Source organism: Pedobacter frigiditerrae, from assembly GCF_032678705.1.
Lineage (GTDB): Bacteria > Bacteroidota > Bacteroidia > Sphingobacteriales > Sphingobacteriaceae > Pedobacter > Pedobacter frigiditerrae_A.
The window spans coordinates 40055-61386 of sequence record NZ_JAVTSS010000001.1 but is presented as its reverse complement, the minus strand read 5'-3'; the positions used below and the strand labels follow the sequence as shown (position 1 = coordinate 61386).

Below are 21332 nucleotides of genomic sequence, written 5' to 3'. Positions count from 1 at the left end.
CGGATGACTAAGGAATTCTACTCCAAATTAATTGGTTTATTCTTAGGATATTTTACTTGATATTTTAAAGCCAGCTTCTTCTGCTCATTAGGTTGTAAAAGCATTTGCCAAGTTAATTTTCCATTGGTTTCATCATATCTAGACTTAGATATTTCTTGTCTCTCAACTGTAATATCGCCATTTGTAGAGATTGGCAACTGGTCTTCAATAATTAAATTGATGGCTTGAGATTTTCTATTCTTAATATCAATTATAAAACTCCTGCTATCTTTCTGAGAAGAACCTATAAACTGTCTTTCATTAAAATCCTTTTGCTTCTCCCTTTTGATGATTACATTTTTATCCGTGCCTAGCGATAAAGTCAAAGTATCGGAAGAATTCTGAACATCTAATAAAGTCTTGCCTAAATAAGTACCTTCAAAGAAAATGTTAGCTTCTCCGCTGATTAAATTAGCTTCACTAAAGCCATTAATTTTAGCTGTTAAAAAAGCTTCTTCGCTTAATTTAGGGGCTGAATAATACTCGTAATCCGCTTTAAAATCATAATCACCTATCTCGACAGCGAATTGTTTTCCATCGCTTAAAATGGTGTAAGGGTTTTTAATATCGAATACAACATTTGTTTGTTTTTCAACTGCATTAACTTCTACAGCCTGAGTTTCTTTTTTTGCTTTTGATACCGTACCCGCTATCGATCCCACTAAATATGATTTATCCTGACTGCCATAACCCACAACTACAACCTCACTTAATGATTTACTATCTTGCTCTAGACTAATGTTTACATAATTTGAATGAGCTTGTGCTTCTTTAGTAACATACCCAATATAAGTAGCCACTAAAGTAGTTGCGCCAACTGGAAGTTGAATGGTATAATTTCCGTTTACATCTGTAGAAGTTCCAACAGATGTATTTTTAACACGTATTGAAGCTCCCGGAACAGTCAATCCATCATCACCAAAAACTTTCCCTTTAATTATCCTCACACTTGAAGTAGAGATATTATTTGTTGAATATCCATCTCTAATATAGCCTAGGTTATATGTACCTAAACTAGGTTTTGTACTATTTGTTGTCGGGTTACCTGATGATAATGCTAGCCTTACATTCTTCCAATCTTCACCAGAACTCTGTGAAACGTTTGCTTTGTAAACTAATTCAATCGGACTAGAAACATCTTTTGCTCTTATGTCATAAGATGGATACCAACCAGCATTGTTAACCATATAGGTTAAGGAAAATTTTCCCTTTGTAGCTAACTTAGCCGATACCTTTACAATTACATCATTAGAGTTTTTTAATGATTTTCCATTTAATTCATTTAACTGATTGTTGTATTTATTTAAATCAGTTTGAAGCTTGGCAATTGATTTTGTAATTTCTATTTGTTTATTTTTTGCCTCAGACAATCTTTGTTTTTGAAAGTCCAGCGCCTGTTTTAACTTCACCAAATCGTAATTTACATTTGGCCCCATCACCATCTGGTTCTTAACTAACATTTCTTCCTCAGCTTTGTAAACATCGCTCTCATTTCTTAAGAGTGCTATTTTTTCATTTAATTCTGCAATAGTATTGATATAATTTGTCTTCTCTTCTGAGTTTTTTTTCTCTAGTAAAAAATTCTTCTGTTGAGTTACAGACAGGATTGTAAAATTACCTTCGCCCTTGGCTTGTATGCTTTGTACATCTATGGCAGAAGAAAGTCCAGCAAAAACAAATTGACTTACACCTTGTGGTACATCCAACATTTCTGTTTGTCTGTGTACTTGCGCACCGCTAATAAATACAGTTACATTAGTAATTTTAGAAATAGCTGGGATTTGGTTTTCTTGAGCTATAGCTAGAAAGTTAGATAAAATTAAGTGGGTAAAAAGGAATAGGTTTCTCATAAGCGTCATTTATGTTATGGTTTATAATAAGTAGATGACAATTGATAAGAAATTGCATAAAATTATTTTCACAAAAAAACCTCGTAGCTTTGACTACGAGGTTTTATGTTGTTTGCAAGCCCTTTTAGGGGTTGGGTTTAGTTTATTCCTTTAAATATTCTACTCCATCTAATCTTACTGAACCAAGAACCATTGCTGTCAAAGCTCATCCAAATAAATAAGGCTTTTCCTACAATATGGTCTTCTGGTACAAATCCCCAAATTCTCGAGTCGGCTGAATTATGGCGATTATCACCCATCATCCAATAGTAATTCATTTTAAAAGTGTAAGATGTAGCAATTTTATCGTTGATATACCAATCATTCCCTTTTTTCTCCACCTTGTTGCCTTCGTAAGTTCTTATCGACCTGTAATATAAAGGCATCGTATTGCTATCTAGTTGAACAGTCCATCCTTTTTTAGGAACCACAATTGGCCCGAAATTATCAATATTCCATTTCCTGTTTTTATCATAAGGAAATACGCTACTCGGTTCTTGAGCTTCAGGAGCCGCAAGCATAGTTGCAGATTTAACAATACCCAACTTCTTAAGTTCGGTAATCATTTCGAATGATGCATTAGCTAAATAAGTATCTGCGGACTCTTGCTGCATATCGTTTGTAACAAACCCTATTTCTTCTAAAGGTTTTGTTTGAATTTCTGTATTGGTAAACTGAATACGATAAGGCATCATACCAGTATTTTTTAATGGCTCGTTTTTACCATTAACATTTGCAATACCATTTTTCATGCTAATTGTATCACCAGATATGGCAATACAACGTTTAATAAAGTTTTCACGTTTGTCAACTGGCCTGCTGGTAATTGGATGCGTAGTATTCACTTCTTGCCAACTACTTCTCGCAACCATCCTGTAGTAATTATCATCTTGCGCATCTAAAGCAACCGTATCTCCCTCTGGGAAGTTGAAAACCACAACATCATTACGTTTAATATCTTGTAAACCCGGTAATCTTCTGTATTTCCATTGTACGCCATCCCAATATGCTTTTGTGGTAGCTGTAAAAGGTAAAGTGTGATGCGAAAAAGGAAAGGCAACCGGTGTCATTGGGATACGAGCACCATAATTTACTTTACTTACAAATAAGAAGTCGCCGACTAATAGTGACTTTTCCATTGAACCAGAAGGAATGGTATAAGCTTCGATAAAGAAAACCCTTATAATTGTTGCCGCAACAACGGCGAAGATAATGGCGTCAGTCCATTCTCTGGTTTTACTCTTTTTCTTTTTTGGTTCGGCATTTTTATTTTTCTGCCAGAATTTCCAATTCATATCTTATTTATTAAAATTAAAAACATCAGCAATGTTATAAAAGCCTTGTTTATTTTGTAACCATTCGGCAGCTATAACAGCTCCCAAAGCAAATCCTGCCCTATTATGTGCAGTATGTTTTATTTCTATATCATCAACTTCAGAACTATAAACCACAGTGTGAGTACCTGGTACATTTTCAATTCTATGAGATTCAATTAATAGTTGTTCATTTTTAATTACATCTGGAATTGGAGTTCCTACTACCTCATTTAACCATTCTGATTTCCTATCCAACTCTTCAATAATTTCTTCGGCAATTGTCATGGCTGTTCCACTTGGAGCATCCAACTTTTGTGTATGATGTATCTCCTCCACCTGCACTTCGTAAGCTGGATAGTTATTCATCAGCTTTGCTAATACTTTATTTAAATGGAAAAACAAATTAACGCCAACGCTAAAGTTAGAACCATAAAGTAAAGTATTGTTACTGCTTAAACAATCATTTTTAATTTCTTGCAATTTGCCATACCAACCAGTTGTACCAACAACAACAGGTAAATTAGCTTCAAAACACTTGTAAATATTATCTACCGCAGCATCAGGTGCACTAAAATCAATAGCAACATCCGCCTTTTTTAAGTTTTCTAAAGTAAAATCTTCTACGTTATCAATATTTATTTTAAGTACAACTTCATGACCTCTTTCTAAAGCAAAACGCTCTATAATTTGACCCATTTTGCCGTAACCTAATAATGCTATTTTCATAATTTTATGGTGAGTTTTAATGCTGGCGCTGGAGAATAGCCATACATTGTATTGTTATTAATTGTAGATGGTGAGATTTTGAAAGACAATGTGTCATCGACATTAAAATATTTTAAGCGGGCAGTTACATAAGCGTCAAGCACGTTTAAGCCATATAAACCTACTAAAGATATTAAAACAACTTGACTGTTACGCTTATAAATATTTTTGGCAATTGTTAATGCTTCGGTGTTTGTGTATTGAGATAGATTCCCATCGGGATTAGGTTGGTTGTTATTTAACTGGCGATATTGTAATTCGCTTAAGAACCTTTTGTATTCATGTCTGTTATCTATGTAAGACATAACCAACAAAGTTCCGCCCGCATAAATGGCTCCCATTTTACCTATTAGGTATATTTTTTGACCAATTCTTTTTCCTGGAACTGCTCCGCTTTTTACATCCTCAACTACCAAACCGTAGTTATACATTTGCCCTAGTCCAGGAAAAATTAGAGAGCGGCGAACTGCCTTTTTACCAGCAATTTTGCCAAGGTTTACATATTCTGGAGATCTTAAGGTATCTATTCTATCCTTGGTTGTATCTGCTGGTTTCTTAACTACAGGATTTTGCGCCTTTACCGTAGCAAAAGTTAAAAGAGATGTAATTAAAAGCAATAGGAATCGCATTACCAATCTAAAAGTTCAAGGATTCTATTGAGGTCATCGTTAGAGACAAAAGGAATTTCTATAGCTCCTTTTCCATTGTCGTTTACCTTTAATTTTACTTTGGTAGCAAATTTAGAAGCCAAATCTTTTTGTAATTTTTGGTACTCAAATGAAACGCCAACAGGATTAGCCTTGGGTTTTACTTGCACATGGTGGATGCTACGAACTAATTCCTCTACCTTACGAACAGATAAACCTTTGTCTAAGATTTCTTGATGAATAAACAATTGTTTTGCTTCTTCTTCTACACTGATTAAAGCACGAGCGTGACCCATAGAAATTTTTCCATCTCTAATAGATGCCTGAATAACTGGAGGCAATTTCAATAAACGAAGGTAATTACTTACCGTAGTACGGTTTTTACCTACACGCTCACCCAATTGCTCAGGTTTAAGATTACATTCTTCAATCATCATCTGAAAACTTAATGCAACCTCGATGGCATTTAAATTTTCACGTTGAATATTTTCAATCAATGCCATTTCTAGCATTTGCTGATTATCCGCTGTGCGAATGTAAGCTGGAATTTGAGTTAAACCAGCAAGTTTAGAGGCTCTTAATCTACGTTCACCAGAAATTAACTGATATTTATTTCCGTTTTTCCTAACGGTGATAGGCTGAATTAAACCTTGAACCTTAATAGATTCCGAAAGTTCATTTAAAGCAACTTGGTCAAATTCCGTACGAGGCTGATAAGGATTGGTTTCTATATCATTGATATTAACTTCACTTATGCTACCTATTTGGGCGGTTTGCTCTAAAGAATCATTACCATTTTTCGGAGGATGAACTGAATCATTATCATCCAAAAGCGCACTTAATCCTTTTCCTAAACCTGTTTTTCGCTGAAAAGATGTCATCTAAAAAAATTATATAGTTGCAGTAGTTACATCTTGTTCTTCGGTTACTAAACCATTTTTACGAACAATTTCCCTAGCTAAGTTTAAATAGTTAATAGCACCTTTACAGTTTGCATCATGCATAATTACAGACACGCCGTAACTCGGTGCTTCGCTTAAACGTGTATTACGTTGAATAATGGTATCGAAAACTAAATCTTGAAAATGTGTTTTAACCTCTTCTACCACTTGATTAGATAAACGCAATCTCACATCATACATTGTCAACAAAATACCTTCAATCTCTAACTCAGGATTTAAACGACTCTGAACAATTTTAATTGTGTTTAACAATTTACCTAAACCCTCTAAAGCGAAATATTCGCATTGAACCGGGATAATTACAGAATCTGCAGCTGTTAATGAGTTAATGGTAATTAAACCTAAGGATGGAGAACAATCAATAATGATAAAATCATATTGGTCTTTAACCTTCTCCAAAACAGCCTTCATTTTATATTCACGACTGGTTAAGTTAATCATTTCAATTTCAGCACCAACTAAATCAATATGAGCTGGTAATAAATCTAAATTTGGCGTTTCAGTTTTAACAATCGCATCTAGCGGGTCAACATCATTGATGATACACTCGTAAATACTATTCTTGATATTTCTTGGGTCGAAACCAATACCCGATGTAGAGTTTGCTTGTGGATCTGCATCCACTAAAAGTGTTTTATATTCTAAAACCGCTAAGCTGGCTGCTAAATTTATCGACGAAGTTGTTTTACCTACACCGCCTTTTTGGTTTGCTAAAGCAATAATTTTACTCATCTATTTTTTTAAAAAAGTATCAGACCGTAGTATGAATTATTTTACAATATTAATGTTCAGAAAATGCTATTTTTGCATCAAAACAAGCACATTTAACAATTAGCTAAGATACAAACTAAAACCTAATTTAAGTATTAAAGGCATAAGTGTTTTGCACATCTTATCAACATTTTTTAGCATGATTACTATAATAGCAGGCACTAATAGACCGAATAGCAACACCTTAAAAGTTGCCCAATTTTATCAGAACCAACTGGCAGAAAAGGGATTGAAAACTGAATTATTAGACTTACAAGATTTACCAGAAACTATAATTGGCAGCGACTTATACGGAAAAAGAAGTGAAGCTTTTTCAAAGATTCAAGATTTAGTTACCAAAACCAATAAATTCCTCTTTGTGATTCCCGAATACAATGGTAGTTTTCCTGGTGTGCTTAAAACATTTATTGACGCCTGCTCTTTCCCAGAAAGTTTTTACGATAAAAAAGCTTGTTTAGTTGGCATTTCTTCTGGCAAATATGGCAACATTCGTGGTATTGAGCACTTCAATGGCGTGTGCGCTTACCTGCATTTAAATGTAATGCCATTACGCTTGCACATTGCTGATATTAAAACAGAGTTGGATGAAAATGCTCAATTAACCAAAGAAGATACTTTGAAATTTGTGAACCAACAGATGGATAAGTTTGCAGCCTATTAGAATTGAGAAGTGAGTATTACGAATTGAGACAAGATGCAAATCACATTTTCCATCTTACATTTTACCTTTTACATTTAAGAACTGAAATTTATCCAATTCTTTCCTTCGTTTCCAAAAACGAAAAAGCCTGGATGTAGCATTTCTGCAATATCTTCTAAATCGGTTACTTGGTCTGCAGCAAGTTTTGCTATAACGTGACTGTCATCTAAAATATAAACGTGGTTATAAGTAACAGCTGGCCATTGAGGTGAAATTGCATCAGCTACTTTTCCTAATAAATCTCCAATTCCTGCTTGGTATTCTGCGTAAATAACAACTTTTGCATCCAATGCAACAGGCACTAATTCGCCACCAGCTAATTCTATTAAATGGTTTAAACCCGAGTGGATTTCATTGCCTGCATTTAGACAAATTACAGGCACTTTCTCCATAAACTTAATTTTATGCGTAACGATATCTACACGCTCGTGTAATTCTTCTCGTAAAATTTCATCATTTTCACTATTTATAAGCTCATTTAAAAAAGACATCTGAATTTATTTATTAATTTGTACAAAAATAGTATTCCTAAACTGATGCGTAGAATTATAAGCGATATATTTTGGATTTTTTGCCTGTTGATAATTGTTTCCTGCAAAGGTAAAGACGATAATGATGGCAAAAAAGTTTTCAATATTAACCTAGACCAAAATGTAACTTCGTTAGACCCCGCTTTTGCTCGTAACCAAAATGCCATTTGGATGATTAATCAGATTTTTAATGGTTTGGTTCAGGTAGACAGTGCCTTAAATCCTATTCCTTGTATTGCTAAAACTTGGCAAATGTCTAAAGATGGTTTAACTTATACCTTCAATTTAAGAGATGATGTCTTCTTTCAAGACGACCCTTTATTTAAAGGCGGCAAAGGACGAAAAGTTGTCGCAGCAGATTTTGCATACAGTTTTTATCGTTTAATTGACCCAAAAGTAGCCTCATCTGGAGGATGGATTTTTAGCGACAAAGTAAAAGATGCCAATGGATTTAAAGCATTAAACGACAGCACCTTTCAAATTACTTTATTAAAACCATTTCCTGCTTTTATGCAATTATTAACTGCTCAATATTGTTCAGTTGTACCAAAGGAAGTGGTTGAACATTATGGCAAAGATTTTCGTAATCATCCGGTTGGGACTGGCCCATTTAAGTTTAAATACTGGAAAGAAGATGAGATTCTAGTATTGCTCAAAAACGAAAACTATTGGGAAAAAGACGGCAATGTTCGTTTGCCATATTTAGATGCCGTTAAAGTAACTTTCATAACCGACAAACAAAGTGCCTTTATGAATTTCATTAAAAAGGAATTAGACTTTTTTAACAGTGTTGATGGAAGTTATCGAGACGATATTTTAACCAAAAGCGGCAAAATGACCAGCAAATACAAAGGCAAGTTTCAGTTAATAAAAGGTCCTTATTTGTGTACAGAATATGTTGGCATTTTGGTCGACAGTTCTAAAACCATTGTTCAAAACTCGCCTTTAAGATTTAGAAAAGTTAGACAAGCTATAAATTACGGTATCGACAAACCCAAATTAATCAAATACTTGAGAAACAGTGTTGGCGTTCCTGCAACATCGGGCTTTATACCTAAAGGGATGCCAGGTTTTGACAGTACAAGGGTTAAAGGCTACGATTACAATCCTGCTTTAGCAGCAAAACTATTAGCTGAAGCAGGTTTTCCAAATGGAAAAGGAATGCCAGAAGTTACTTTAAGCACTTCTACAACTTATAAAGATTTGATTGAATTTATTCAGGGAGAGTTAAGCAATTTAGGCATAAAGGCTAAAGTGGATGTAAGTCCGAGTGCAAGCCTGCGTGACATGATGGCCAAAAATGAAGTTAACTTTTTTCGGGGTTCATGGATTGCCGATTATCCTGATGGAGAGAATTATTTGTCGGTTTTTTATTCTAAAAACAGAGTTCCTTTCGGCCCTAACTATACTGGTTATTTTAACGATGAATTTGACAAGCTTTTCGAGCAAAGTTATTTTGAAAGCGATGCCAAAAAACGCTATGAGCTTTATTACAAAATGGATAACATGGTAATGGAAAATGCCTCTGTTGTGCCTATTCTATACGACCAATCTGTAGTGATGTTACAGAATAACATTAGTGGTTATCCAATTAATCCGCTAAGTTTAATGATTTTGAAAAGGGTGAAGAAGAAGTAGATAGATTGTTAGATTGCTTTATTGTCTAATTGTTGAATAGCTACTTGCAAACATACCGTTCAAAAAAGCTTATACCCACTGTTAGCTAAACCTGACATTAGCGAAAATCCTTTTTTTCATCTTGAGCGTACCTGTCCCGACTTCTTCGGGAGTCGAAGGACAAAAAAGATTGAGTGTTGGCAGGACTACAATCTCCTATGAAATACTGCCATTGTTTTTCTAGAAATTAGATAATGCGCAAAAGAAACTGATCACTACAAATTCCTCGCTTTTATCTCTTTTTTCATTTCTTTTAAAGAATTAAAATTGATAATTACAATTGGCAATAATGCTATAGGAACAGCACTTAAAGCGCTAAACCCCTTTTTAAAAGCTAGGAATATATTTACAATGAACAGCAAAAGTATTGCTCCGGCCAACATTGATGTTATTGTTTTTAATGTTTTTTCATTTTTAAGCAACTCCTCATTACTTAATTCCGACAGGCTTTTCTTACTCATTTTTAAACATTCTGTTATTGGTTAATTCGATATTTTTTATCGCTCCAATTGGTGCAATTTTAATGGTTTTACTTCCTTTAGCAACATAAAAATAATACACGGTATTTGAATTGATTAGGCTAATTTGTTCACTTCCACCATTACAATAATTTAGCGTGTGATTATATTTTAACTTCCCTTCTTTTATGCTTTTAGCAGTCATAAATCCTTCGGCAGCACCATAACCCAAATAAATAGACAGCAACAAAACAGCAAGGAATTTAATTGAAATAAGGGCGTAATATCTTTTAATCTCCATATCTGGCAAATCAAGTTTGGTCTGCTTTAACTCGAACATCTTTTTTATCCATTTTCTATGGTCATTTTTGTATAAAATAGATGGCAAATAATAGCATAAAACAAAAAGAGACATGGTCGCTAAAAAGGTGATGGGGTGAGTTGTGAGTGTAGCAATGGGACTAATTAAAATATCCATTAGCGTAGAATATTTTAAAATATTAATGCCCAACTGATAAAAAATTACGCTTTCTTTTAATATACCCATCACCACTAAAAAAAGATAGCCAAAGGGTATTAATTTTTGTAAGTCTTCTGAAACTTTCATTTGCTATAACAGGATTTAGGCTTCGCTCGCAAATTTTACGACAGCCCAATATAACACAAATGCTCAAAAGTCTAAAACCTTTGAGCATTTAATGTATGGCAGGCTTTACAATATTTATTACCAAGGACTAACTTGAGTTTCGTCTTCAATATCATTGCTATAAAACTGACCAGTTGGCGCCTCATCACTTGTTAAGGTATGTTTAATGATAAAACTTGCAGCACTTTCTACTGTTCCTGGTCCGCTGTGGTGATTAAAATCTGTTGCCGTGTAACCTGGGTCAATGGCATTTACCTTAAACTTCAAATCTTTTAATTCAAAAGCTAATATGATGGTGAAGGCATTAAGTGCCGCTTTTGAGGTCATGTAACTTGTAGCCTTGAAGTTGTAATATTTCCAACTCGGGTCGCTATGTAAAGTTAAAGAAGCAAGGCCAGAAGTAATGTTGCTTATTCTCGGGTTTTCTGATTTTTTAAGCAATTCTAGAAATGCTTGGGTTACGCTGATTACGCCGAAGAAATTGGTGTCAAATACTTCTTGTATACCTTCAATAGTTGCTTCTGGAATTGCTTGAGGGAAAGGCCCGCTTATACCTGCATTGTTGATTAAGATATCTAATTTTCCTTGTTCACTTTCGATTATGTTTTTAGCTGATAAGATAGTATCTGGCTTTGTAGAGTCAATTTCTATCGCTTTGATGTTTTGAAAACCGTTTTCACTTAATTCTTTTACAACTGCAATTCCTTTTTGCAGATCGCGACTACCCAAATAAACGAATAATCCTTTTTGTGATAGTTGTTTTGCTATTTCTAAACCAATGCTTCTATTGGCTCCTGTAATTAATACTGATTTCATTTTACTTGTTTTAAATTATAAACAAAGGTGCTTCGTTTAAATTTGAAATCATTTGCCATTTGGCAAAAAGCAATTTGATTAAATATTTTTTCGTATCCTACTCAGTGATGATTGTGTGAGGCCTAAGTAAGAAGCAACGTAAGAAAGTGGAATACGATTAACTACATTCGGATAGATATCTAAGAACATCAAGTATCTTGTTTTGCCATCTTCTGAAACAAGCGGGCTTCTTCTTTCTACTTTTTGCCGTAATGCTTTAGAAATAATTTTATGCACAATGGTGTCCCATCCTACAATGGTGTCTAACAATTCTTGCCAATCCTTTTTTTCGAAAACAATTAATTTGCAATCTGTAATGGCCTGCACATAAGCACTCGAGCAAATTCCATTGTCAAAACTCTCCAAATCGACAACCAAATTATTTTCTTCGATAAAATATTTCGTAATTTCTTCTCCTCGATTATTGTAGTAACAAACTCTTACAATTCCCTCTATAACAAAGCCAACTTGTTTGGCAATTTTTCCTGCTTCAGAAAAGTACTCATCCTTTTTAAGTGTTAACTCATTTGCCTTGCCAGTAATTAGTTCGATTTGGTGTGGATTTAGGTTGCCAAACTGCAATAGGTAAGCGATTAATTCTTTCATGCAGACAAGTTAGCAAAAGTTATTTCCATAAGATTTGCCAAATGGCAAAAAGTACAGCAAGATTTTGAAACGCTTACATTGTTATATAAACCTGACATTAGCGGAAATCTTTTTTTGTCATCCTGAGCTTGTCGAAGGGCAAAAAAGATTGTAGCGTTGGCAGGACTACAATTTCCAATGAAATCCTGACCTTGTTTTTATAATCATAAAAAATTTTTAATGTGTCAGTCTGAGTTTAGTCGACGACTTTTAAAATGCGCTTCGACTATGCTCAGCGTGACCATCTTTTTAGGATACCCAACAACAAAAAAGGCCCTCCAGATATTCGGGAAGGCCTAATGTTTATTTGTGTTGTGTGATTATTTTCCTTGGCCACCCATACCACCACCTTGACCACCTTGTTGGTTTTGGTCTTGTTTGATATCGTCGTTTTTGATTTTCTTTTTCTCAGTAAATTTCAACTTACCGAATTTGTAGCTAAAGTTTAATCCAAATGAACGTAATGGATAGTAAATGTTTTGGCTTTGGAAGTTGTTATCACCCTGAGTTACAGTTTCTATATGCAAATCGCGTTTGAACGGATTTAAAACATTTAAACCAATACTACCTTGTTTTTTGAAGATGTCTTTTTTAACAGCTCCACCATAAAAGAACATAGGTTCTGTTTTACTTTGATAAGTATAACGAGGTGAGTTAACCACACCAAAAAACTCTAAATTCCAACCACCTTTAAATGAATTTGCAGAACGCATAAAGAAGTTATAGTTTAAAAACGTTCCCTCATTCATACCCTTAAAGTCTGGCCTACTGTTAATTTCATAAGTATTTAAGGCGATGTTACTCATCAATGTCCATTTTGGAACAGGATTGTAAGAAGCAAATAAGTTAAAACCAAAACTTTGTGTTGTACCAACATTTTCAAAAGTTGATAGAATTTTACCAGACACATCGTTTTTATTAACCGTTTCGATGATATTTTTGGTATTGCGATAGAATAAAGAGGCATTAATGATTGAACCTTTAATGTATGTTGAATAACCAAACTCCATGTTATCACTCAACTCTGGTCTTAAACTAGGGTTACCTTGGAATACACTGAACTGATTAGCTTCGTTACGGAACGGATTTAAATATGCCAAACTCGGACGTTGCACTCTACGATTATATGCCAATTTTAATGTTGTTTTACCTTTAATAGTTTGAGATAAAATAGCGCTAGGGAACACGTTGAAATAATCGTTTTTGCTGTTAGAGAAATTGATAGCTGTATATTCTGCCCTAACACCGCCTTTAAACTGAATTTTTTTAGTCAAATTAAAAGCGATTGTACTGTAAGCAGCGCCTACATTTTGGTCGTAATCAAAATCTTGGTTAGTTCCAGCGCCATACTGACTTTGGATATTTCTAAAAATAGCTTTACCACCTGCCTCAAAAGTTACCGTTTTACTAAAGGGATAAATATAATCTGTTTGAGCAGTGTATTCTTTATTTTCGCCAACGTTATTGCTCGCCAAATAGCTAATTGGCACACCAGCAGAAGTTTGGTAGTCGTTAGAAAACTCGTTAGTATTCTTGCCAGAAGTTAATTGACCAGAAACAGAAAACTCTTCGCCTTGTTTTTTGGTAGTTAACTTATAATCCATATTCCAATCTAGGTTGCCATTACTCATATCGGTGCTACTTACAATTTTACCAGATTGCACGTTATTCGTAAAAATGCCCGACCTACCTGGGCCACCATTATAAAAACGAGTGTACTTAGCGTTTGTGCTGATGTTATTGTAAGCATTAAAATCGTAGTCTAAACCTAAACTACCATTGTATGCTTCCCTTGTCCAATCTGAAGTACCATCTTGCAAAATATCTGTGGTAACGTTATTTGTAGTAGTTTGATTACGGAATACCACTCTTGATTCTTGTGGATAGGCCAATTGAGTACCTAAAGCTGTATTTACGCTTAAACGACCAGTTTTAGCTGTTAAATTAAATGCACCGCTGTTTTGACGAGTACCTGCAGTTGCGTTAACACTACCACTTACACCTTCAGCATTACTTTTTTTAGTGATGATATTGATAATACCACCAGAACCCTCAGCATCATATTTAGCCGATGGATTGGTAATCACCTCTACACTTTTAATTTGGTCTGCAGGAATCATTTTTAATGCATCTGCAACGCTGTTTGCCATTGTACCAGATGGTTTTCCATTAATTAAAACCCTTACCGAGCTTCCACGCAATTGTACATTACCATTAATATCTACAGATAACATTGGCACTTTACGCATAACATCTGTCGCATCGCCACCAGCATTGGTAGCATCGGCCTCTGCATTATAAACTAAACGGTCTATTTTATTTTCAACCACAGCTTTTGCGCCAACTACGCTTACCTCATTTAGAGTATTGGAGGTTGGACTTAAAAAAATATTCCCTACAGCAAAATCTGGTTTTTGAAGCGTTGTTTTAACACTTACTGTTTTCGATTTATAACCAATAAAACCAATGGTCAATTTATATTCATCAGCAGCAACATTTTGTAAAGAGATTTTTCCTTTATCATCCGTTACGCCACCATTAACCGTTTTGTTATCTTTTACTTTTACTAAAGATATAGTAGCGTAATCTACTGGTTGTTTGGTTAATGAATCTATAATAGTTGCTGTGATACGACCAGTTACTTTTGGCGCTGTGCTACCTCCCATTCCAGGGAATTGTGCCTTAGCGTTAAACATGATCAGTAAACCGGTACATAGAAGTAGAATTTTTTTCATTTTAATATATTGTTTTTTAAAGGTTTTCAAGCTTGCATAAGCTTTTTAGCATATTTTTCTTCCTTGTAGTCAGATAGATTGTAAGCTTATGCAGGTTTTCATTGTATTATTTGTTTTGTTTGTATTTAGTCTTGCAAATGTAGGTTTTGTTACAAAATACCTATATAGATTTTAGACAGCCTGAATTAAAATGGCGGTGAACGGTAGAAATTTATCGACGAATTATTTAATGTAAAATGGAAAAGGTAAGATGGAAGATGTTATTTGAAAAGCACTTGTCTTCAGAAATTAAAGTCACTCTGGCTTCCTGCCCACCGGCAGGCAGGTTCACTGCAATCTTTTTGTACTGTCACACTGAGCGTAGTCGAAGCGCTACCATAACAACAAAAAGGATTTTCGTTTCTCCCGATAACTATCGGGACCAGTTTATTAAACAAAAATTCTGCTACTATTTGAGGTTGCAATTTTCAAAAACATAATCTGCGAATCTGCGGCTAACTTAAAGCAACAACTAGTTTTTCTCAAAAGTCTCTATCTCTTTTAAAAATTTACCCGATTTAATGATTGAACTCCACTCTACACCATAGAACATAATTTTGAACCATTTTTTGTCCATGTTTTTAATGTCCACGTTTCTAAATAGCCAAATGCCTGCGAAAGTAAATAGGGCAACAATTGGCATTTGAATGAGCCAAAAATTTAATGGTGTTTCATTAATCATCCTGAAAGTGATATTCCAAGTGCTAAAAACTGGAAACTGTAAAAAACAAACTGCAATTGCATTAACGGTCGACACTCTTAAACAAGCCAATTTCTGTTGCATTTGAATAACATTCTGACTATTATCAATCTCGCTTATTAACACTATTTGCCTAATATACATCGCAATAGCTATTACGATAACCAATAAATGTATACCTACTGAAACCTTAAAAAAGATAGAGGCATATGGCTTTAGATAGAACATAAAGTATACAATCATTGCTGCATAAAGAACCCCAAAAAACACGGCAAAGATTTTATAATTTCTCGCTGGCCTTAGTGCATTTTTTGCTTTTTGCTGTTGTAATTCGGTTATAATTTTTTGATTAAGAGAAAGTGATTTTTCTAATTTTTCATCATACTGTTTCCAAAGATTGATGATTTCTATATTTTCCATGAGATTAATTTTAGTCCCGATAGCTATCGGGAAGAGAATTTTTGTTTAAGTTGTTCTTTAATTCTTCCAATTTTTGTGGCCACATTGGTGGAAGTGATACCTATAATTTCTGCTATTTCTTTATGGGATTTTTCTTCGAGATACAATAACATTAATGCTTTATCTAAAGGCTTTAACTCGTTGATGAATTGCTGTAGAGCATTTAAGTTCTCCTCTAAACCTTCTTCCAAATTTTCATCAACAATTTCTATTAGATGCTCTCCCATTGAAATTGTACTTGTTGTTTTTCTCTCTTTTCTATAAAATGAAATAGCGACGTTTAAAGCAATGCGATACATCCAAGTAGACAACTTGTAATCGTTATTGAAATTTCCCCACGATTTCCATAGCTGAAATATGATTTCTTGCGCCAAGTCTTCACGGTCGTCTGCGTTTTGGCAATAAGAATTACATATTTTAAATATGAGTCGCTTATTGGTTTCAATAATTTTTAAGAATTCTTGTTGGGCGTGCTGCATTAATTTAAATCATCTTTCCTTATTAATCGCAGCAAGGTCAGAAATATCACAAGGAATGTGAAAATTATTTTTTCGGTGAGTTTACCACAGAGAAAAAGAGAAAGGCACAGAGAACGCAAAGAGCATTGAATTTAAATGAAAAAGCCACAGATTAACAGATTTTAAATCTGCGAATCTGTGGCTCAAATTTTCTTTTAGTCAGCTGCTCCCTATCTCAATACGCATATCGCTATACGCAATACTAAACAACTATATTCACAATCTTCCCTTTAACAAAGATGATTTTTTTAGGGGTTTTACCTTCCAAATATCCTTTAACTTGTTGGTTAGCTAAAACAGTTTCAGTTGCTTGTGCCTCATCTAAACTTAAGCTTAAACTTAAATTCATCTTCATTTTACCGTTAATAGATATTGGATAAGCAAACTCTGCTTCCTCTAAATAAGCTGGATTAAAGGTTGGATAAGCGGCATTTGATAAATCCGTATTGCCTAGCAACGACCATAATTCCTCACAAATGTGTGGCGCATAAGGAGAAAGCACAATTACTAAATCTTCTAAAACCTGACGGTTTTTACACTTCAAATCAGTTAACTCGTTAACCGCAATCATAAAGCTAGAAACTGATGTATTGAATGAAAAACGTTCAACATCATCTTGTACTTTTTTAATGATTTTATGCAAAGCTTTTAACTCTGCTTTTGCAGGAATTGAATCTTCAACGTGAAATACCCATTCTTCATTATGGAACAAACGCCAAAACTTACGTAAGAACTTAAATACACCTTCAATACCATTGGTATTCCAAGGTTTGCTTTGCTCTAATGGACCTAAGAACATTTCGTACATACGTAAAGTATCAGCACCGTATTGTTGGGCCAATACTTCTGGATTCACCACATTATAATAGCGCTTAGACATTTTCTCTATCTCTACACCACAATGATATATCCCCTTTGTATGTTTTGAATTAGTGCCATCTTCATAGATAAATTTTGCATCAATAAACTCTGGCCTCCATTGTCTAAATTTATCCTGGTCTAATATATCATTATGAACAATATTAACGTCAACATGGATTTCAGAGATTGACACTTCATCTTCTGATTCGAAATCAATCATCCAAGCGGCTAATAAACCATTATCTTGACTTTTCTTATACTGCTGGTAAAGTGTATGTGATATAAAATATGAATCTTTAATGTTTCCTGATTTACTTAAAACACTTAATCGATAAACCATACTCGACCTACCCTGTATCATCCCTTGGTTAATCAACTTTTTGAAAGGCTCCTCTTCGTTAACATAGCCTAAATCTTTCAAAAACTTGTTCCAGAAACGGCTATATAACAAGTGACCAGTCGCGTGTTCAGAACCACCGATGTATAAATCAACATCTTTCCAATAGGCAATTGCTTCTTTGGAAGCAAAATCACAATCGTTTTGTGCATCCATGTAACGGTACCAATACCAGCTACTGCCCGCCCAACCTGGCATCGTAGAAAGTTCGTATTCGTATTGTTTTTCGTAGCTCCAATCAGTTGCTCTTCCCAAAGGTGGCTCACCACTTTCAGTTGGTAAATACTTATCAATTTCTGGCAACATTAAAGGCAATTCTTCTTCCTTAATAAGGTACGGCAAGCCATCTTTAAAGTAAACTGGAATGGGTTCTCCCCAATAACGCTGGCGACCAAAAATTGCATCACGCATACGGTAATTCAACTTAGCTTTCCCTACTCCTTCTCTTTCTAACCAATGATTTAAATAAGAAACCGCTTCTTTATAACCTAAGTTGTTAATGAAATCAGAGTTGATGTATTTTCCTTCCTTAGTTGGATCTGCTTCTACTTCAATGTCTTTTTGTCCGTCTAATATTTGGATAATAGGCAAATCAAAATGTTTAGCAAACAACCAATCGCGTTGATCACCACTTGGCACACCCATAACTGCACCAGTTCCATAACCAGCTAAAACGTAATCAGCAATCCAAATAGGCACCAATTCGTTATTAACAGGGTTGATGACATAACTGCCCGTAAATGCTCCAGAAACTGTTTTAGTATCCGCCATGCGGTCTAATTCAGATTTCTTTTTAGTTTGAGCAATGTAATTAGTTATCGATTCTTTTTGAGCATCAGTTGTTAAAGCTTGAACCAATTCGTGCTCTGGCGCTAAAACGATGAATGAAACACCAAAGATGGTATCTACACGGGTAGTGAAAACTTCGATAAAATCGGTATTGCGTATAGCGTCTTGCGTATTGAGATTGGTTGTATCGATTTTAAAGCGCACACTAGCTCCTACGCTTTTACCAATCCAGTTGCGTTGCATTTCTTTAACGGGTTCTGGCCAGTCGATGGTGTTTAAGCCTTGCAACAAACGTTCTGCATAAGCAGAAATACGCATGCTCCATTGCATCATTTTTTTCTGTTCAACAGGATATCCTCCACGCTCAGAAAAACCATCCTTCACTTCATCATTCGCTAAAACAGTTCCTAAAGCAGGGCACCAATTAACAGTGCTTTCCTTTAAATAAGTAAGGCGATATTTTAATAGTTCTTCTTGTTTTTGCTCGTCAGTAAATGTTGCCCAATCGCTTGGCATAAAACTTTGCACATCTTCATCGCAAACCGCTTTTACATCGGCACTACCACTAGCATTAAATTTTTCAATTAAGGTGGTAATGTCTTCCGCTTTGTCAGTTTCCAAGTTATACCAAGAATTAAACAATTGCATGAAAATCCATTGGGTCCATTTGTAATAACCTGGCTCACTGGTACGAACTTCCCTACTCCAATCGAAAGAAAAACCAATTTGGTCTAACTGGCGGCGATAAGTTGCAATGTTTGCTTCAGTTGTAATTGCTGGATGCTGACCCGTTTGAATGGCATATTGTTCTGCTGGCAAACCAAAAGAATCATATCCCATTGGATGCAAAACATTAAAACCTTTTAGTCTTTTGTATCTAGAGAAAATATCTGAAGCTATGTAACCAAGTGGGTGCCCAACGTGTAAACCCGCTCCAGAAGGATAGGGAAACATATCTAACACATAATATTTTGGTTTTGTAGAATTTGAATCGGCCTTGAATGTTTGATTTTCTGCCCAAAACTTTTGCCACTTTTGCTCTATGGCTGCAAATTGATAATCCATTAATTTCCTCGTTCTTAAATAGTTTGCAAAAATAAGGAAATTAAGCCTGTTTTTTAAGTGATGAACTAAATAAAAAACGCCATCTCATATTTAGAAGATAGCGTTTATATAAATATTTAACAGAATTTCTTAACGACTCAAATAATAAGTCTCTGTAATTTTAGGATTTGAACCTACTACAGTTCCCGTAAAAGTGAACTTGTTTTCTGTAATTGTAGTCGCTATGCATTCTAAATCCTTTGAAGAAAAATCAATATAAAATGAATTATCTATGCTAGAACTAAATCTTCCTACAGATCTATTTGTACCTAAACCAAGTTCAACATCATCGTCATTATTATCTCTAAAGTCAATATAATCAGAAGCGGCATAGGTTGTAGAAACCGTTTCACCAGATCCAGAGGTCACATCGATTTTATTTACTTGCCACTTACCAATCATTTTAGATCTAAGTGGCTTTTCTTCAAAACTTTCTTTTTTACAAGCTGTAAAACTTGCTACAAACAGCAAAATAAGGCTAGATAGTAATAATTGTTTTTTCATAATAGGGGTTTTTGTTCTTAATCTAATATTCAAAACGCATCAAATGACATGCCAGTATAATTAATTAACGAAAAGTTAAATTATGTTAATATTGAAATTGCTAAGATTTGCTTTTGTTAAATTGCAGGTTATTAAGGTAATTGTTCAAAACAAAAGCCCTAAAATTTACGTTTTTGCTTATCTTTCTTTATTTTCGCAGAAACAAAAACACAGATACATGGAAGAATTTGAAGTAAGTGAGGCTTCTAAGAAGACCAAAACCATATACATCTCTACTATTTTTAGTATTGCATTAGTTTTATTGATGTTAGGTATGTTAGGCTTAATTTTAGTTCATGCCAAAAACTTATCCAATTACGTAAAAGAGAATATTGTTTTAAACATTATTCTTGACGAAGGCGCAAAGGAAACTGATATTCTTGCATTTAGAAAGGATGTAGAAAGTAATGTCTCTGTTAAACAAACTCAATATGTTAACAAAGAAGTTGCACAACACAATTTAACCAAAGATTTAGGTGAAGATTTTGTCAACTTTTTAGGTTACAATCCTTTACTATCTACCATTGATGTTTACATGAAGGCCGATTATGCCAACAATGCAAATATTGATGCTTTAAAAAAGAAAATCGAAAAAAACCCTATTGTTAAAGAGGTAGTTTATCAAAGTTCTTTAATAGATATGGTGAATAAAAATATCAGCACAATTAGTTTAATTGTTTTGGGTTTTGCCATTATTCTATTAGTAATCGCAATTGCATTAATCAATAACACCATTCGTTTAGCTATCTTCTCGCAACGCTTTTTAATTAAAAGCATGCAGTTGGTTGGTGCTACTAAAAACTTTATCAGAAAGCCTTTTATTTTGGTTGCAGCTTTACATGGCTTAATTGCTTCATTTATTGCAATCATCATTTTATTAGGCCTTTTGTATTATGCCCAGAAAGAATTACCAGAGATATTGATCCTAAGAAACTATGCAGAATTTGGTTTTGTATTAGTAGGAATGGTAGCAGTTGGCATTTTCATTACTTCAATAAGCACACTGTTTGCAGTGAGCAGATATTTACGTTTAAAACTTTACGATCTTTATAGATAATGGCAGAAAAAAAATCAGCTCCTGTAAAACAGGAAGAAAAAACAGACATGGTTTTCACCAAAAAGAATTACCAATTGTACTTAATTGCAATTGCTATAGTATTAGTTGGCTTTATCTTAATGATTGGTACCACAGGTGATATTTACGATACCAGAAGAACACTAATTTCACCCATGATTGTGTTATTTGGTTTCGGTTTCGGCATTTATGCCATCTTAAAAGACTAAGCT

Annotated in this window: 20 protein-coding genes; 4 read left to right on the top strand and 16 right to left on the bottom strand. The window is 34.4% G+C overall.

Going from position 1 to position 21332, the window contains the following annotated elements:
• Positions 1 to 17 precede the first annotated feature (17 nt).
• The 6 genes from R2Q59_RS00265 to R2Q59_RS00240 all read right to left on the bottom strand — a co-directional run bounded on the left by R2Q59_RS00265 (position 18) and on the right by R2Q59_RS00240 (position 6350).
• Entirely contained in the window at positions 18 to 1889 is a 1872-nt protein-coding gene (locus tag R2Q59_RS00265; protein WP_316782553.1) for a mucoidy inhibitor MuiA family protein, read from the bottom strand.
• 137 nt (positions 1890 to 2026) lie between these two features.
• Positions 2027 to 3223, bottom strand: a complete 1197-nt coding sequence (gene lepB / locus R2Q59_RS00260; RefSeq protein ID WP_316782550.1) for a signal peptidase I — start codon at positions 3221 to 3223, stop codon at positions 2027 to 2029.
• Positions 3224 to 3226: 3 nt separating this feature from the next.
• Entirely contained in the window at positions 3227 to 3970 is a 744-nt protein-coding gene (gene dapB, locus R2Q59_RS00255) for a 4-hydroxy-tetrahydrodipicolinate reductase (protein WP_316782548.1), read from the bottom strand.
• Entirely contained in the window at positions 3967 to 4638 is a 672-nt protein-coding gene (locus tag R2Q59_RS00250) for a DUF5683 domain-containing protein (protein ID WP_316772782.1), read from the bottom strand. Before R2Q59_RS00250 ends, dapB begins: the two co-directional genes overlap by 4 nt.
• Entirely contained in the window at positions 4638 to 5537 is a 900-nt protein-coding gene (locus R2Q59_RS00245) for a ParB/RepB/Spo0J family partition protein (RefSeq protein WP_316772779.1), read from the bottom strand. The genes R2Q59_RS00250 and R2Q59_RS00245 overlap by 1 nt, the downstream gene beginning before the upstream one ends.
• A 9-nt stretch (positions 5538 to 5546) precedes the next feature.
• Entirely contained in the window at positions 5547 to 6350 is an 804-nt protein-coding gene (locus R2Q59_RS00240; protein WP_131555749.1) for a ParA family protein, read from the bottom strand.
• A 178-nt stretch (positions 6351 to 6528) separates the two neighbouring features.
• Here R2Q59_RS00240 and R2Q59_RS00235 point away from each other — a divergent pair, with 178 nt between their 5' ends.
• Positions 6529 to 7050, top strand: coding sequence for an NAD(P)H-dependent oxidoreductase (locus R2Q59_RS00235; RefSeq protein WP_316782546.1), 522 nt, complete (start codon positions 6529 to 6531; stop codon positions 7048 to 7050).
• Positions 7051 to 7124: 74 nt separating this feature from the next.
• Here the strand turns inward: R2Q59_RS00235 and R2Q59_RS00230 are convergent, their stop codons facing one another.
• Positions 7125 to 7580, bottom strand: a complete 456-nt coding sequence (locus R2Q59_RS00230; protein ID WP_316772769.1) for a hypothetical protein — start codon at positions 7578 to 7580, stop codon at positions 7125 to 7127.
• 45 nt (positions 7581 to 7625) lie between these two features.
• Between R2Q59_RS00230 and R2Q59_RS00225 the strand changes: the two genes are divergently transcribed.
• The gene (locus R2Q59_RS00225; RefSeq protein ID WP_316782543.1) at positions 7626 to 9257 is read left to right on the top strand and encodes an ABC transporter substrate-binding protein; all 1632 of its coding nucleotides are present in this window, start codon (positions 7626 to 7628) and stop codon (positions 9255 to 9257) included.
• Positions 9258 to 9511: 254 nt separating this feature from the next.
• Here the strand turns inward: R2Q59_RS00225 and R2Q59_RS00220 are convergent, their stop codons facing one another.
• The 9 genes from R2Q59_RS00220 to R2Q59_RS00180 all read right to left on the bottom strand — a co-directional run bounded on the left by R2Q59_RS00220 (position 9512) and on the right by R2Q59_RS00180 (position 20006).
• On the bottom strand, positions 9512 to 9757 hold the full coding sequence (locus R2Q59_RS00220) for a redox-active disulfide protein 2 (protein WP_316782541.1): 246 nt from the start codon (positions 9755 to 9757) through the stop codon (positions 9512 to 9514).
• The gene (locus R2Q59_RS00215; protein ID WP_316782539.1) at positions 9750 to 10361 is read right to left on the bottom strand and encodes a hypothetical protein; all 612 of its coding nucleotides are present in this window, start codon (positions 10359 to 10361) and stop codon (positions 9750 to 9752) included. The genes R2Q59_RS00220 and R2Q59_RS00215 overlap by 8 nt, the downstream gene beginning before the upstream one ends.
• Positions 10362 to 10478: 117 nt before the next feature.
• Positions 10479 to 11216 (bottom strand): SDR family NAD(P)-dependent oxidoreductase, encoded by a 738-nt coding sequence (locus R2Q59_RS00210; RefSeq protein WP_316782536.1) that lies wholly within the window; start codon positions 11214 to 11216, stop codon positions 10479 to 10481.
• Positions 11217 to 11294: 78 nt separating this feature from the next.
• Positions 11295 to 11861: a Crp/Fnr family transcriptional regulator gene (locus tag R2Q59_RS00205; protein ID WP_316782534.1), complete on the bottom strand. Its 567-nt coding sequence runs from the start codon at positions 11859 to 11861 to the stop codon at positions 11295 to 11297.
• Between the two features lie 359 nt (positions 11862 to 12220).
• Positions 12221 to 14635, bottom strand: a complete 2415-nt coding sequence (locus tag R2Q59_RS00200) for an outer membrane beta-barrel family protein (protein WP_316782531.1) — start codon at positions 14633 to 14635, stop codon at positions 12221 to 12223.
• A gap of 511 nt (positions 14636 to 15146) precedes the next feature.
• Positions 15147 to 15794, bottom strand: coding sequence for a hypothetical protein (locus tag R2Q59_RS00195; protein ID WP_316782528.1), 648 nt, complete (start codon positions 15792 to 15794; stop codon positions 15147 to 15149).
• A 23-nt stretch (positions 15795 to 15817) separates the two neighbouring features.
• The gene (locus R2Q59_RS00190; protein ID WP_316782526.1) at positions 15818 to 16312 is read right to left on the bottom strand and encodes a sigma-70 family RNA polymerase sigma factor; all 495 of its coding nucleotides are present in this window, start codon (positions 16310 to 16312) and stop codon (positions 15818 to 15820) included.
• Between the two features lie 241 nt (positions 16313 to 16553).
• Positions 16554 to 19463 (bottom strand): leucine--tRNA ligase, encoded by a 2910-nt coding sequence (locus tag R2Q59_RS00185; protein WP_316782523.1) that lies wholly within the window; start codon positions 19461 to 19463, stop codon positions 16554 to 16556.
• Positions 19464 to 19592: 129 nt separating this feature from the next.
• Positions 19593 to 20006 (bottom strand): hypothetical protein, encoded by a 414-nt coding sequence (locus R2Q59_RS00180; protein ID WP_316772749.1) that lies wholly within the window; start codon positions 20004 to 20006, stop codon positions 19593 to 19595.
• 217 nt (positions 20007 to 20223) lie between these two features.
• Between R2Q59_RS00180 and R2Q59_RS00175 the strand changes: the two genes are divergently transcribed.
• Positions 20224 to 21102: a cell division protein FtsX gene (locus R2Q59_RS00175; RefSeq protein WP_131555789.1), complete on the top strand. Its 879-nt coding sequence runs from the start codon at positions 20224 to 20226 to the stop codon at positions 21100 to 21102.
• A complete protein-coding gene (locus R2Q59_RS00170) occupies positions 21102 to 21329 on the top strand; it encodes a DUF3098 domain-containing protein (RefSeq protein ID WP_316772746.1) in 228 nt (75 codons plus the stop codon). The genes R2Q59_RS00175 and R2Q59_RS00170 overlap by 1 nt, the downstream gene beginning before the upstream one ends.
• Positions 21330 to 21332 lie beyond the last annotated feature (3 nt).